This is a genomic window from Caulobacter sp. GW821-FHT11E10 (assembly GCF_058808375.1).
Genome location: NZ_JBXARP010000002.1, coordinates 101,187 through 113,827, shown reverse-complemented (window position 1 = coordinate 113,827; position 12,641 = coordinate 101,187). Strand labels below are relative to the sequence as shown.

Here is a 12,641-nt window from a genome sequence, read left to right as displayed (position 1 = left end):
GGAGACATTCTTGGTCCGTATCGCCGGTCCCATCGTCGCTGTCACGCTGCTGGCCGCCAATGTCGCGCAGGCGGACGAGTTCGTGCGCGCCGATTGCCGGGGCGCGATCGCGCCCAGCGCCGATCTTCGCTACGACACGCCCCAGCACGCCCGCTGGTACAAGCGTTTCTGGACAGGGCACTGCGACCACCTGCCGACCTGCTTCCCCGGCTCGCCGAACTGGAACGACTTCGTCGGCAAGCTGCTGGTCAAGGGCGGTCCCAAGGAGCAGTCGGCCTTGCTGCCCAAGGCTTGCCGCCTGGGCCAGCTGATCGGCCTGGAATGGTCACGCGACAAAAGGATCAAGCGGATCGGCAATGGCGACCTGCGGGCGTTCGACAAGATGCTGGAGGCGTCCGGCGACGCCCTGCGCGGGGTGGACCTGGTCGAGGCCAAGGCGCGCGCCATGACGACTCCGCGCTGACTCAAAGCCGTCGAAATTCTGCAACGGTCCGGGCCTAGAACGCCTCCCGTCCTTTGGGAGCGAGTTCAGGAGCGTACCATGATCAGACCCGCCGACCCCGCGATCGATGAAGCCGCCACCCCCGCGCGCGTCCGCTCGGCCCGGGCCCTGGTTCAGGCGGTACGCTGGCGCAGCGGCCTGTCACAACGCGATTTTGCAAAGGTCTTCCACATCGACCCGGCGCTGCTGGAGGATCTGGAACACGGCGATGCGCGGCCCGACGCCGCCCTGACGGCCTATCTGCGGGTCATCGACCATGCGCCCGAGGTGGTGCGCGAGGCGCTGGCGCCCTTCGAGCGCTGATCGTTCGTTCAATCCTCAAGCCCGCGCCTTCCGCGATGGCTCGCGCCGAGCGCAGACTCGCGGGAGCCTTCGAAAGCATAGGCCGTCGATCGTGGCCAAGTTTCCGCGGGTCACTGAGTTATGGCGGGCCGCGCAGTCACATTAATCTAATATGTTGACCAATCCCGGAGCATTAAAATCGCCCGTAGTGGCGACTGATCGAACGGTGATCACTGACTGTTGTTTTGGTTGAGAGATTTCGAACGATTATAGAAACCGGTATTTTTACTATGGCTTTCGTGATCTTCGCGACGGAAAGGTGACGCTTCTTCGTTCAACGCAACGCGAGGTGGAGCAGCCTCTCGCCAGCGTCGAGGCTTAGCGTGATCGAGCAGCTCTTCTTTTTCCATAACCCCAAGGCGGGCGGGACCTCGGTGGTCAACTCGCTCAGCCATCTGTTCGCCGCCGAACATCGTTGCCCGCGGATCGAGGACGATGCGACCGAGCATGCCCTGCGCGCGGGACGCTACGAGACTTTTCGCGGCTACGATTTCTATGCCGGCCACTACGGTTTCGACATCTACAGCGCCATGGGTGGGCGGCTGCCGGCGGCGACCAACTTCCGCTGGCCGGTCGATCGGGTGGTTTCGGTCTATCGCTACTTTCGCCACGTGGTTCAGCTGAGCGACGACCAGGCGCGTGACCCGCGGTTTCGGGCGGTGAGCATGGCCAAGAGCTTGTCCCTGGACGACTTCGTGACCTGCGACGATCCGGCGGTGGTGCTGCACACCTATGACCACCACTTCCGGCAGCTGACCGGCTCGGGTTGGGCGCCGATCTACGAGCAGGACATCGCCGCCGCCCGGGACCTGATCGACCGGATGGCCTGGTTCTATGTCTGCGAGCACCCGTATGAATCCCTGGCCTGGGCCGACGAGGTGTTCAGCGGTCGTGTGGCCAGCGTGCAGCGCCTGAATGTGACCCGCGCCGAGGACACGGCCGAGGCCGTGCTCAGCCCCAGGGCCTATCGTCAGCTGCTTTCGCAGAACCAGAAGGACATCGCCCTCTATCAGTACGCGCTCGGCCGGTTGCTGGCCGAGGTGACCCCGGCCGAGACGCGTCTGATCGCCTAGGGCGCAAGGAGGTCTAGGCGGTCACGAACTTGATCAGAGCCGACATGTTCTCGATGTAGGTCCCGGTCGAGATGCCGATCTTCGGCGTATCGGTAATGTAGGGCGAGGTGTCGGTGGCGTCGCCGACCCGGGTCTGGCTGAAGTCGCCCGGGGCGGGGGTGGGCGAGCCGTCGCCGATATAGGGATTGCTGGTCGCCTTCAGCTCGGTCGGCCACCAGCCTTCGCCGTTCAGCGCCGCGATCAGGCCGGCGGCCTTGTCGGGCGCGGCTTGGCCGGCGTCGGCCTTGAGCGTGCCGACATTCAGGTCCGAGACCGAGATGTCGCCGGTGGTGAAGTACTTGGGCAGCGCTTGGCGACCGCTCTTCAGCGGGGAGTCCTTGCTGACCGCCTCGGGCGCGGAGGCCTTCAGCTTGGCCAGGCGCGCGCGCAGGCCTTCGACATTCACGCTCCGGAACGACGAGTAGTGGATGACCGTCTTCTCGGGGTTCTGGTCGTTGTAGTACTCGCCGTTGACGACGTTGCTGCCCTTGCGATGGATATAGAGTGGCTTGCCCGTGCCGATCTGGATGAAGGTCGGATAGGGGCGGCCCTTCTGGATCTCGGGCGTGACCTTGATGCTGTCCAGCCAGTCGAGGGCTTCACCCAGGCGCGCCAAGTACTTCGGATCGCCGGTCAGTTCGTAGAAGTCCATGCACGAGGCGATGTTGGCGCCGGTGGTGTGCGAGGCGAAGGCCTCGGGCTCGTAGGTGCGCGCGGCGGCCGGCTTCAGGGTGTCGACATGATGCTGCAGGCCCCAGGCGGGCTGCGGTTGCGGCTGTTGGCAGACGACGAAACAGTCCATGGCCTTCTTGACGGCGGGCAGGACGCGCGGGTCGCCTAGCGCCTGCCAGACCATGATCAGGAACTTGATGTTCTCGCCGGCGACGTCGTCGTTGAAGGTGATGAAGCCGGTGTAGTCCTCGCGGCCGTGGTGGTGGAACTCGTTCTTCAGCGGGAAGCGCTGCGGCCAGCCGCCGATCGGGTACTGGCTGTCGAGAACGAACTGCAGAGCCTTGTCCAGGGCCGGCTTGAAGCGCGGGTCCTTCTTCTCGACATAGAGGCGCAGCATGAACTGGGAGCTCTCCGCCGTGCCGGCGTCGTCGAAGGTGGCGTTGCCGTAGTAGTGCTGGAATTCCTCGAGCCGCCAGCCGTTCTTGCCGATGGTGTCGTACCACTTCTTGATCGACGCCTCGCCGGCCAGGTCGCCCAGATAGTTCCAGCCGCCGGCCGGGTGCTGGATGGCGATCAGGGCTTCGGCGGCCTTGCAGGCGGCCTCGTAGTAATAGTTGTCGCCGGTGGCGTGATAGGCGTCGAGGAACAGGTGGCCCATGGTGGCCGTGCCGGGCGGTTGCACCCAGATCATCGTCGGGAAGGCTTCCATCTCGCCCCAGCGGCGCGAGAAGTCGGGCAGGTAGCTCCAGACATAGCCGCCCTTGTAGGCGGCCTTCTCGACCATGAAGCGGGTGGCCTTCTTCATCGTGTCCAGGGCCTGGGCCTTGTCGGGCGCGGCCATGGCCTTCAGCGGTGAGAAGACGCCGGCGGCGGCGAAGGCGGCGGCCGTGGTGGCCATCAGGCGACGGCGAGAGATGGGGCTGAGGGGCATGCTGAACTCCGGCTGGCGGAGCTTTGTGCCATCGGGCCGGAAGGGCGGCGAGGGCCCATGTGGGCATCGCGATCGTTCCTCCCAGGCCGGCGGCGGGCCCCGCCGTCTTGTGGCGACGACTTGGGGTGATGTTGCTACCGGTGTCATCGCTTGGCCATCCACTTTTTCGTGCTCGCGGACAGGGCGCGACAGCGGGTCGCGGCGGCCGCGAGGATCCTTTGCGTAGAAGGGAATCAAGATCGGTCGGCGTACCCGGAATGGGGCCTGCGACAGGGGGACGCGTTGCTTGATGATCCGTGTTCGGCGAAACAGGCGCATCAGTTTTGAGGCGACGCCGCTGCGCTCGAAGTTAGCGCTGCCGACGCCGTCCTGTTGGGGAACAGGACGACGCCCCCGGATCCCAAGGGTCCGGGGGCGTTTTCATTTGCGACTAGTCTTGCGCTTTAACATTCCGTGACAATCTGGCGCACGCTATTCCTCGAACAACGTGCGCTGTGCGTCGAGCGGTCGCATGGTTTTCATGGTTAACCGCTGTAAACGTTTGCACCATGGGGAATCGAAACGACCACCTGACCGAAGCCGAGCGTCTCGAGCGACAAGCCGAGATCGCCGACAGCGCCTATGCCCGCGAGGCGCTGCTACGCATGGCCCAGGCCTCGCGTGGCGCGGCCGCGCTGATGGGCATGTACGAAGCGTCGTACGACGAGGCCCACCCGGCGCTGGCGCGCTGACGCCTCGAACCTAGGCGCTCGCCTCGTCCAGGCAGACGGTCACGCAGCGTCGCGCCAATTCTTCCGTCGCATCCAGGAATGGGACCGACAGGTCCGCCGCCGACAACACCAGCGGCACTTCGGTGCATCCGGCCACCACGCTCTGCGCGCCCTTGCCGACCAGGCGATGGGCCAGGGCGGCCATGGTCTCGCGCGACGCCTCCCCCAGATCGCCTTGCTTGATCCGGTAGAGCAGGGCCATGAACTCGACCTGCTCATGGTCGTCCAGCATCACGACCTCCAGCCCCATGTGCGAGAAGCGGTCGCGATAGAGGCTTAAGGCCAGGCTGGTGCCCAGCACGCCGACGGTCGTCGCGCCCTTGGCCTGGGCGGCCAGTCCGGCCGTCTCCAACATATCGACCAGCGGCAAGCCGCAGGCGCGGACCTCTTCGGCATAGGCGTGGGCGGTGTTGCAGGCGATGGCCAGAACCTCGGCCCCGCCGTCGCGCAGTCCGGCGGCCATGGCCGCCAGAACCGGTCCGGGATCCGAGGCGCTGACATTGCGGTCCGGCACCTTGGGATTGATGTCGACCAGAACCCGCAGGTGGTCCTGCTCGCGCTTGACCGGGGTGGCGGCCTGCAGCTTGGCCAGGAAATCGAGGGTGGCGGCAGGGCCCATACCGCCGAGGACGCCCAAGACCTTGCTCATCGGATCGCTCCTCAGCCCAGCGCCGGCTCCAGTACGCTCTGGTAGCCGAACAGGCCCTGAGCGCCGCCGGTGTGCAGGAAGACGACCCGCTCACCCTTGAACGCGCCCTTGCGAGCCTGGTCGATCAGGCCCTTCATCGCCTTGCCCGAATAGACCGGGTCCAGCAGCAGGCCCTCCGTGCGGGCGGCCAGCGCCAGGGCGTCGATCACGGCCTGGTCGACCAGGCCATAGCCTTCGCCGACATAGTCACAGTCGGCCACGACCATCTCGCGCTTCACCCGGCCAGCGGCGCCGATCGTCTCGGCGGTGGCGACGGCGAGGTTGAAGACGTTCTCCTCCTGCTTGGCCTTGGGCGCGCGGACGCCGAAGCCGAGGATCGGGATGTCGACCGACAGCGCCGCGAAGCCCGCCACCAGGCCGGCGTGGGTCCCGGCGCTGCCGGTGGCGGTGACCAGGCGGTCGAGCTTCAGGTCCATCTGGTCGGCCTGGACGACGAGTTCACGGGCGCAGTCGACATAGCCCAGGGCGCCGACGGTGTTCGAACCGCCGCCGGGGATCACATAGGGCTTGCCGCCGCGTTGGCGGACGCTCTCGGCCGTGCTCTCCAGTTCGGCGACCATGTCCGTGCCGCCGGGGACGTAGCGGATCGCCGCGCCCATCAGCTTGTCCAGCAGGACGTTGCCGTTGCCCATGTAGTCCGAGGCCTTGGAGCCGGTGCGCTCCTCGAGGATCACCTCGGTCTTCAGGCCGAAGCGCGCGCCGGCGGCGATGGTCTGCCGGACGTGATTGGACTGTACCGCACCCTGGGTGACGAGGGTGTCCGCGCCCTGGGCCAGGGCCTCACCCAGCAGGAATTCCAGCTTGCGGGTCTTGTTGCCGCCGCCCGCCAGACCCGTGCAGTCGTCGCGCTTGACCCAGAGGTCGATACCGAGCTCGGCGCCCAGGCGGGGCAGGGGCTCCAGCGGCGTCGGCAGGTGGGCGAAGCGGGCGCGGGGAAAACGGGCGAGATGCATTGATGGCGGGTCCCTGACAGAGTCGTCGCCTCTGTTAGCATGGCCCGCTAGGGATTGGAGACCGGCGGCGTGGCCGGAGAACGCGGCGCGGCCGAGGCGCGCACCCTCTCGCGTTCCATAGCCTGTTTGCGAATTCGCGGGTTCTGGTAGCGGTCCTTCACCATCTCGACCAGTTCGTGGGGCGGTCCGGCCTTGCCGCCCACGGGGTCGTTGCCGCTCTCGGGCCTCAGGATCGCGATAATACTGGCGACATTGCCCTGGGTATCCCGATCGGCCTCGAAATCGTACCAGCCCCGCAATGTGCGACAGGCCGGATGGGGCAGGCGGCTGCCTGTCCTGACAACCCTCAGGCAGATCATCTTGTCCGGATGGGTCTTAACCATCGCGTCCAGTTGCAGCTTGATCTGAAGGTCTGACGGAACGACGCCGGTCCAGCCCCGCCGAGGCTGGATGATCGCCGGGGCGACTTCGTTGGTCTGGGAGGCCTCGGGGCCGGGCGATCCGGCGAGGGCGAGGGCCATGACTGTCGACAGCAACATCGACCAAGTCTCCATAGCGGTTTCACGAGAATGTTGGGCAAAGCCCGATGTCTCGCAACCTCAAATTTAGCGGAAAGCGTTCCGCACGTTGGGGAGCGCTTCGATGTGAGCTTCCGAGCATGCGGTGCTATAGTGGTCGAACAAGGCCGGCCTCCGAGACCGGTCGTTATGGGAGGACGACATGACCAGAGCGATCCCCTTCGCCGCCCTTTGCGCGGCGACCCTGCTGGCCGGCGCTGGAGCCGCCGGCGCCTCGACCTTGATCATCGGCAACGGTTCGGCCCAGGAGTGCTCCGACGCCGCCTTGAAGGGGCGGTCCGACAGCCGTTCGGTCCTGGCCTGCACAACGGCGCTGGAGGTCGAGAACCTGAACTTCCGCGACCGCGCCCGCACCTATGTGAACCGTGGCGTGTTGCAGATGCGCCAGCGCCAGTTCCAGGCGGCGCGAGCCGATTTCGACGCGGCCGCCGACCTCGATCCCGGCCTGGGCGAGGCCTATGTGAACCGCGGCGCGACCTTCGTGGGTGAAGAGCGCTATCGCGAAGGCGTCGAACAGATCGACAAGGGCCTGACGATGGGCGTGAAGGATCCGGAGAAGGCGTTCTTCAACCGGGGCCTGGCCTATGAAGGTCTTGGCGACGTCAAGGCGGCCTACAAGGACTATTCGCGGGCGGCCGAGCTGAAGCCAGAATGGCTGGCGCCGAAGACCGAGCTCGCGCGTTTCACGGTCAAGCGGCCCTGACGTCGACGCGTCGTCGGCCGCTCCGGTGAAGAGGTTTCGATGACGCGCGGCGCGCTTCTATTGTCGGTCAGCCTGGCCGCCCTGGCCGGGGCGGGGCTGGCGCGCGCCCAGGACCTTCGCGACATCCAGGCCCGCAACGCCGCCGCCCATGCGCTGGAAGACGCGCGGCGCGACCTGCTGTCCAGCCAGATCGAGATGTCCAACGCCAACGAGCGCGCCCGGACCCAGATGAACCTGCGCGACCTCGACGCGCAGCGTTCCGTGGGGACAAGCCCGCGATCCCTCCGCGTCCAGCCGCCGCGAACCCTTGATGAGGCGGCGCGACGCGAAGCCGAGCTATCTTCGTCCGCCAGTCGCCTCGACCGCTTGACGCAGGCGGCCTTGGCCGAGAGCAATGCGCGTATGCGGGCGATCAGGCCCGCCAGCCAACCTAGGAACTGAGGGTCTCATGGAGTGGGAAGGCGGTCGCCGATCCGGCAACATCGAGGATCGGCGTGGTCTGGGACCCGTCGGCATAGCCGGCGGCGGGATCGGCGCGGTCGTGCTGGCGGCGATCGGCTATTTCGTGTTCGGCATTGATCCGCAAACGACCATGGAGGCCACCCAGGGCCTGCAACAGCCCGCTCAGCAGGAGGGCGCGCGCGGTCAGGTCACCGACAAGGAGGGCCAGTTCGTCGACGTGATCGAGACCTCGAACCGCGAGGTCTGGGGGCCGATCTTCCAGCGCGAAGGGGGCGACTACCGTCCCCCCGAGGCCATCGTGCTCTACAAGCAGGCCACGGGCACCGGCTGTGGCACGGGCCAGTCGGCCATGGGGCCGTTCTACTGCCCGGCCGACCAGAGGGTCTATCTGGACCTGTCGTTCTGGAGCGAGCTTGAAGGCCGTTTCGGGGCCAAGGGCGAGTTCGCCCGCGCCTATGTGATCAGCCACGAGATCGGTCACCACGTGCAGCACCTGCTCGGCGCCGACCAGCAAGCCCGGCGGCTGGGCGCGCGGGGCGAGGAGAGCGGCTCGGTGCGGCTGGAACTGCAGGCCGACTGCTACGCCGGCGTCTGGGCCGCGCATGCGGGCGAGGTCTCGGGCGGGCGGATCGTCATCAACCCGGCCGACATCGAGGATGGCCTCGGCGCGGCGGCGGCCGTCGGCGACGACACCATCCAGAAGCAGACCCAGGGGCAGGTCGTGCCCGACAGCTTCACCCATGGCAGCGCCGCTCAACGGATGCGTTGGTTCACGCGCGGCTACGAGCGAGGCGATCCAGGAGCGTGCGACACGTTCAAGGTTTCGCGGCTGTAGTAACCAAACTCGTTCACGCGGCGTCAGGGGCGTCCGGGCATCCTCTCAGTTGAGTTGGAGCCAGGAACGATGTCCTCGACATCCACCTTTGGTCGCCGCGCGGCCACGCCCCAGGGGCGCGCCGCCCCGTCCTACGTCCGCGCCTGGGCGCCCGCGCCGTCGAGTGTCCCGTCGCCCAGGCTGGCGGTCGACGAGCCTCGCTTCGACAAGACGCCCTATCTCAGCATCGGCCTGCTGACGCTGCTGGCGCTGATCTTCATCTTCCAGCCGACCGCCGGCCTGCCGATGGGGCCAGGCATGGAGATGAGTATTCACAACCTGATGGCCGTGGGCGGGGCGAGCCGCCAGCTGGTCGTCGAGCAGGGCGAATGGTGGCGGATCTTCACCGCGCCCCTGCTGCACGGCAACCTCGCGCACATCATCGGCAATGCGGTGGTGATGGCCTTCGCGGCGATCACGCTGGAGAGGGTGGTGGGCCGGTCCTGGCTGGCGGCGGCGTTCGTCGTCTCGGCCGTCGGAGGCTCGGCCGCCTCGCTGCTGCTGAATCGGCAAGACGTGGTGTCGGTCGGCGCCTCGGGGGCGATCATGGGCCTGCTGGCCATGATCCTGATGTGCAGCCTGCACCCGGCGATGCACCGCCACGCCAAGCGCCTGAGGTGGGTCACCGTGCGCCTGTTCATCCCCTCGCTGATCCCGTTCGGCGCGGCGCTGGGATCGACGACCGACTACAACGCCCACCTGGGCGGCGCTGTCGCCGGCGGCGTGCTGGGCTTCATCCTGCTGGCCACCTGGGACGAGGAGTCCGAGAACCCTCGATCCAGCCGCTTGCTGTGGATCGTGGGTGGGGCGGGTCTGGCGCTGGCCGTCCTGGCCTTCGCGCTCGTGGTCCCGCGCCATGAAAGCTACATCGCGCGCGGGCGACCGCTGATCCCGGACTTCATGCTGCCGGACAAGGGTTGGACCGCCGAGCCTCAGGCGCGCGCCCTGGTCGCCACCTATCCCCACGACCCGCGGGGACGCCTGCAAATGGCGCATGTCTATGTCGAGGCCGAGAACTACGTGAATGCCGAACGGGAGGTGCGTCTGGGGCTGGCCGAGCGCGAACTTCTCAGAGACCTGTCGCCGGATCTGGAGGTGGTGCTGCGCGGCTATCTCGTCGGGGTCCTGGCCGCCCAGGAACGACTAGACGACGCCGAGCGCGAGGCCCGCCCGCTGTGCAAGCTGCGTCCGACCGAACGCGAACTGAAGGCCATGGATCGCCGCCTACGCGACGCCGGCCTCTGCGCGCGCGCCTGACCTATTTCCCCGGAACTCGCGCGATCAGCTGGATCTCGACGATGCCGGTCGGGGCCAGCAGGCCCGTCGTGCCCACGGCGGTCCAGGCGGGGTTCGGGCCCTTGATGAAATCGCTCTTCACAGCGTTGATCATGTTGATCTGCTCCCAGCGCGGCGCGGGCTGATCGGGGCCTTCCCAGACGTGGAAGCTGTTGATCATCACCACGTCGTCGAACGTCGCGCCGGAGGCCTTGAGGATGTTGTCCAGCGCGGTGAAGGCGCGGCGGACCTGCTTCTTGAATGATTCCGGATCGGTGCCCTCGTCCTTGCCGCGCGCGACGATCACGCCCGAGACGTAGAGCATGTCGCCGACCCGGCGGGCGGGGGCGTACTTGATCTCGTCGTAGGATTTCTGGGCCCGTTCCGACGGGATGATCACCTCGCCGCCGGGGGCGGGGATCTTCTTCGGATAGGTCTCCTGGGCCAGGGCGGGCGTGGTCACGAGGGCGCAGAGGACGGGCAGGATCAGGCGGCGGAAGGCCATGGGCAGTCTCCGGGAGAACGTCGATCTTTCGGATCGCGTGACCGCCTTGCGGCCGCAAGTGAAATAACCGTCACGCGGGCGAGCCGGCGACCAAGTCAGCCTGTGGAGCGACGAACGGGGGTGACCCTCGACCTCCGCGGGTCATCGTCCTCACCGTCAGGCTTGACCTCCACGTCAATGCGCCTAGGGTCCGGCCATTGTTCACCGGGGGGTCGCCTAGGCGGCTGAGATTGGGCTTTCGCCCTGACCCGTAGAACCTGATCCGGGTCATGCCGGCGAAGGGAGGGAACGCGGTCGAGGCGCTTCAAGGCTCGTCCGTAAACCGACTTAAGCACGACACGTCCGGGTCTCCTTGAAGCTTGAGGAGCGCCCGAAATGAATATCCAGACCACCATCAAGTCCGTGGCCGAGACGATCTCGACCGGCCCGGTTCCCGGCTCGCGCAAGGTCTATCAGGCCGGCGAGCTGTTCCCCGAACTGCGCGTGCCGTTCCGCGAGGTGGCCGTCCACCCGTCGGCCAACGAGCCGCCGGTGACCATCTACGATCCTTCCGGCCCCTATACCGACCCTTCGGTGGCCATCGACATCGAGAAGGGCCTGCCGCGCACCCGCGAGGCCTTCGTGGTGGCGCGCGGCGACGTCGAGATCGTCACCGATCCCCGCCAGGTGAAGCCCGAGGACAACGGCTTCGCCCAGGGCAAGCACCTGGCGCCGGAGTTCCCGGACAACAGCCGCACGATCTACCGCTCCAAGCCCGGCAAGCTGGTCACCCAGCTGGAATACGCCCGCGCCGGGATCATCACCGCCGAGATGGAATATGTCGCCATCCGCGAGAACCTGCGCCGCGAGCAGGACCGTCCCTGCGTGCGCGACGGCGAGGACTTCGGCGCCTCGATCCCCGACTTCGTGACGCCAGAGTTCGTGCGCCAGGAAATCGCCCGCGGCCGCGCCATCATCCCGGCCAACATCAACCACGGCGAGCTGGAGCCGATGGCGATCGGCCGCAACTTCCTGGTCAAGATCAACGCCAACATCGGCAACTCGGCGGTGCTCTCCACCGTCGCCGACGAGGTCGACAAGCTGGTCTGGGCCACGCGCTGGGGCGCCGACACGGTCATGGACCTGTCGACCGGCCGCAACATCCACAACATCCGCGACTGGATCATCCGCAACTCGAGCGTCCCCATCGGCACGGTGCCGATCTACCAGGCGCTGGAGAAGGTCAACGGCGTGGCCGAGGACCTGAACTGGGAGGTCTTCCGCGACACCCTGATCGAGCAGTGCGAGCAGGGCGTCGACTACTTCACGATCCACGCCGGCGTGCGCCTGCCGTTCATCCCGATGACCGCCAAGCGTGTCACGGGCATCGTCTCGCGCGGCGGCTCGATCATGGCCAAGTGGTGCCTGGCGCACCACAAGGAGAACTTCCTCTACGAGCGCTTCGAGGACATCTGCGAGATCATGCGCGCCTACGACGTGTCGTTCTCGCTGGGCGACGGCCTGCGTCCGGGCTCGACCGCCGACGCCAATGACGAGGCCCAGTTCTCGGAGCTGCGCACCCTGGGCGAACTGACCAAGGTGGCCTGGAAGCACGGCGTCCAGGTGATGATCGAAGGGCCGGGCCACGTGGCCATGCACAAGATCAAGGCCAACATGGATGAGCAGCTGAAGCACTGCCACGAGGCCCCCTTCTACACCTTGGGCCCGTTGACCACGGACATCGCGCCTGGCTACGACCACATCACCTCGGCGATCGGCGCGGCGATGATCGGCTGGTTCGGCACGGCGATGCTCTGCTACGTCACCCCCAAGGAGCACCTGGGCCTGCCGGACCGCGACGACGTGAAAACGGGCGTCATCACCTACAAGCTGGCCGCCCACGCCGCCGACCTCGCCAAGGGTCACCCGGGCGCGGCGATGTGGGACGACGCCATCAGCCGCGCGCGGTTCGAGTTCCGCTGGGAGGACCAGTTCAACCTGGGCCTCGATCCGGAAACGGCCCGCAAGTTCCACGACGAGACCCTGCCGAAGGAGGCGCACAAGACCGCCCACTTCTGCTCGATGTGCGGTCCCAAGTTCTGCTCGATGAAGATCAGCCACGAGGTTCGCGACTTCGCGGCGGGCCTCGCGCCGAACAACGCCGAGCTGGGCATGGCGGAGATGAGCGAGAAGTTCCGCGAGCAGGGCTCGGAGATCTACCTGAAGACCGAGTAGTCGATTTCGCTGGCGCGGCGGCGGGGAGCCCTTCACCGT

Annotated in this window: 14 protein-coding genes and 1 riboswitch; of the genes, 9 read left to right on the top strand and 5 right to left on the bottom strand. The window is 66.9% G+C overall.

The window, feature by feature from the left end; translation table 11 throughout:
* Positions 1-10 precede the first annotated feature (10 nt).
* The 3 genes from AC1RRV_RS03645 to AC1RRV_RS03635 all read left to right on the top strand — a co-directional run bounded on the left by AC1RRV_RS03645 (position 11) and on the right by AC1RRV_RS03635 (position 1,917).
* Positions 11-463 carry a hypothetical protein gene (locus tag AC1RRV_RS03645; RefSeq protein WP_492858221.1) on the top strand — a complete coding sequence of 151 codons (453 nt, stop codon included), beginning with the start codon at positions 11-13 and terminating at the stop codon, positions 461-463.
* A gap of 78 nt (positions 464-541) precedes the next feature.
* On the top strand, positions 542-805 hold the full coding sequence (locus tag AC1RRV_RS03640; RefSeq protein ID WP_492858220.1) for a helix-turn-helix domain-containing protein: 264 nt from the start codon (positions 542-544) through the stop codon (positions 803-805).
* Positions 806-1,167: 362 nt separating this feature from the next.
* Positions 1,168-1,917, top strand: coding sequence for a hypothetical protein (locus AC1RRV_RS03635; RefSeq protein WP_492858219.1), 750 nt, complete (start codon positions 1,168-1,170; stop codon positions 1,915-1,917).
* Positions 1,918-1,930: 13 nt separating this feature from the next.
* Here AC1RRV_RS03635 and AC1RRV_RS03630 read toward each other — a convergent pair whose 3' ends face one another.
* The gene (locus AC1RRV_RS03630) at positions 1,931-3,559 is read right to left on the bottom strand and encodes a pectate lyase (protein WP_492858218.1); all 1,629 of its coding nucleotides are present in this window, start codon (positions 3,557-3,559) and stop codon (positions 1,931-1,933) included.
* A 548-nt stretch (positions 3,560-4,107) separates the two neighbouring features.
* On the opposite strand from AC1RRV_RS03630, the gene AC1RRV_RS03625 reads away from it, so the two are divergent.
* Positions 4,108-4,290, top strand: coding sequence for a hypothetical protein (locus AC1RRV_RS03625; protein ID WP_492858217.1), 183 nt, complete (start codon positions 4,108-4,110; stop codon positions 4,288-4,290).
* Between the two features lie 10 nt (positions 4,291-4,300).
* On the opposite strand, the gene cuyB is transcribed toward AC1RRV_RS03625, so the two are convergent.
* Genes cuyB through AC1RRV_RS03610 form a run of 3 tightly spaced genes read right to left on the bottom strand, consistent with a single transcriptional unit; the run spans position 4,301 to position 6,530 of the window.
* The gene (gene cuyB, locus AC1RRV_RS03620) at positions 4,301-4,978 is read right to left on the bottom strand and encodes a cysteate racemase (protein ID WP_492858216.1); all 678 of its coding nucleotides are present in this window, start codon (positions 4,976-4,978) and stop codon (positions 4,301-4,303) included.
* Between the two features lie 11 nt (positions 4,979-4,989).
* Positions 4,990-5,991: a D-cysteate sulfo-lyase gene (gene cuyA, locus AC1RRV_RS03615; protein WP_492858215.1), complete on the bottom strand. Its 1,002-nt coding sequence runs from the start codon at positions 5,989-5,991 to the stop codon at positions 4,990-4,992.
* 47 nt (positions 5,992-6,038) lie between these two features.
* Positions 6,039-6,530 (bottom strand): hypothetical protein, encoded by a 492-nt coding sequence (locus AC1RRV_RS03610; protein ID WP_492858214.1) that lies wholly within the window; start codon positions 6,528-6,530, stop codon positions 6,039-6,041.
* 181 nt (positions 6,531-6,711) lie between these two features.
* Between AC1RRV_RS03610 and AC1RRV_RS03605 the strand changes: the two genes are divergently transcribed.
* The 4 genes from AC1RRV_RS03605 to AC1RRV_RS03590 all read left to right on the top strand — a co-directional run bounded on the left by AC1RRV_RS03605 (position 6,712) and on the right by AC1RRV_RS03590 (position 9,865).
* A complete protein-coding gene (locus AC1RRV_RS03605) occupies positions 6,712-7,272 on the top strand; it encodes a tetratricopeptide repeat protein (RefSeq protein ID WP_492858213.1) in 561 nt (186 codons plus the stop codon).
* 39 nt (positions 7,273-7,311) lie between these two features.
* Positions 7,312-7,713 carry a hypothetical protein gene (locus tag AC1RRV_RS03600; protein WP_492858212.1) on the top strand — a complete coding sequence of 134 codons (402 nt, stop codon included), beginning with the start codon at positions 7,312-7,314 and terminating at the stop codon, positions 7,711-7,713.
* A gap of 7 nt (positions 7,714-7,720) precedes the next feature.
* Positions 7,721-8,569 carry a KPN_02809 family neutral zinc metallopeptidase gene (gene ypfJ, locus AC1RRV_RS03595; RefSeq protein ID WP_492858211.1) on the top strand — a complete coding sequence of 283 codons (849 nt, stop codon included), beginning with the start codon at positions 7,721-7,723 and terminating at the stop codon, positions 8,567-8,569.
* 69 nt (positions 8,570-8,638) lie between these two features.
* Positions 8,639-9,865: a rhomboid family intramembrane serine protease gene (locus tag AC1RRV_RS03590; RefSeq protein WP_492858210.1), complete on the top strand. Its 1,227-nt coding sequence runs from the start codon at positions 8,639-8,641 to the stop codon at positions 9,863-9,865.
* A gap of 1 nt (position 9,866) precedes the next feature.
* On the opposite strand, the gene AC1RRV_RS03585 is transcribed toward AC1RRV_RS03590, so the two are convergent.
* Entirely contained in the window at positions 9,867-10,388 is a 522-nt protein-coding gene (locus AC1RRV_RS03585) for a RidA family protein (RefSeq protein ID WP_492858209.1), read from the bottom strand.
* Positions 10,389-10,583: 195 nt separating this feature from the next.
* Positions 10,584-10,689: riboswitch (TPP riboswitch) on the top strand.
* Between the two features lie 74 nt (positions 10,690-10,763).
* Between AC1RRV_RS03585 and thiC the strand changes: the two genes are divergently transcribed.
* On the top strand, positions 10,764-12,602 hold the full coding sequence (gene thiC / locus AC1RRV_RS03580; protein ID WP_492858208.1) for a phosphomethylpyrimidine synthase ThiC: 1,839 nt from the start codon (positions 10,764-10,766) through the stop codon (positions 12,600-12,602).
* Positions 12,603-12,641 lie beyond the last annotated feature (39 nt).

Coding starts and splice junctions, on each gene's coding strand:
- AC1RRV_RS03640 (WP_492858220.1), top strand. CDS start 542: ATGATCAGACCCGCCGACCCCGCGATCGATGAAGCCGCCACCCCCGCG.
- AC1RRV_RS03630 (WP_492858218.1), bottom strand. CDS start 3,559: ATGCCCCTCAGCCCCATCTCTCGCCGTCGCCTGATGGCCACCACGGCC.
- AC1RRV_RS03625 (WP_492858217.1), top strand. CDS start 4,108: ATGGGGAATCGAAACGACCACCTGACCGAAGCCGAGCGTCTCGAGCGA.
- cuyB (WP_492858216.1), bottom strand. CDS start 4,978: ATGAGCAAGGTCTTGGGCGTCCTCGGCGGTATGGGCCCTGCCGCCACC.
- cuyA (WP_492858215.1), bottom strand. CDS start 5,991: ATGCATCTCGCCCGTTTTCCCCGCGCCCGCTTCGCCCACCTGCCGACG.
- AC1RRV_RS03610 (WP_492858214.1), bottom strand. CDS start 6,530: ATGTTGCTGTCGACAGTCATGGCCCTCGCCCTCGCCGGATCGCCCGGC.
- AC1RRV_RS03605 (WP_492858213.1), top strand. CDS start 6,712: ATGACCAGAGCGATCCCCTTCGCCGCCCTTTGCGCGGCGACCCTGCTG.
- AC1RRV_RS03600 (WP_492858212.1), top strand. CDS start 7,312: ATGACGCGCGGCGCGCTTCTATTGTCGGTCAGCCTGGCCGCCCTGGCC.
- ypfJ (WP_492858211.1), top strand. CDS start 7,721: ATGGAGTGGGAAGGCGGTCGCCGATCCGGCAACATCGAGGATCGGCGT.
- AC1RRV_RS03590 (WP_492858210.1), top strand. CDS start 8,639: ATGTCCTCGACATCCACCTTTGGTCGCCGCGCGGCCACGCCCCAGGGG.
- AC1RRV_RS03585 (WP_492858209.1), bottom strand. CDS start 10,388: ATGGCCTTCCGCCGCCTGATCCTGCCCGTCCTCTGCGCCCTCGTGACC.
- thiC (WP_492858208.1), top strand. CDS start 10,764: ATGAATATCCAGACCACCATCAAGTCCGTGGCCGAGACGATCTCGACC.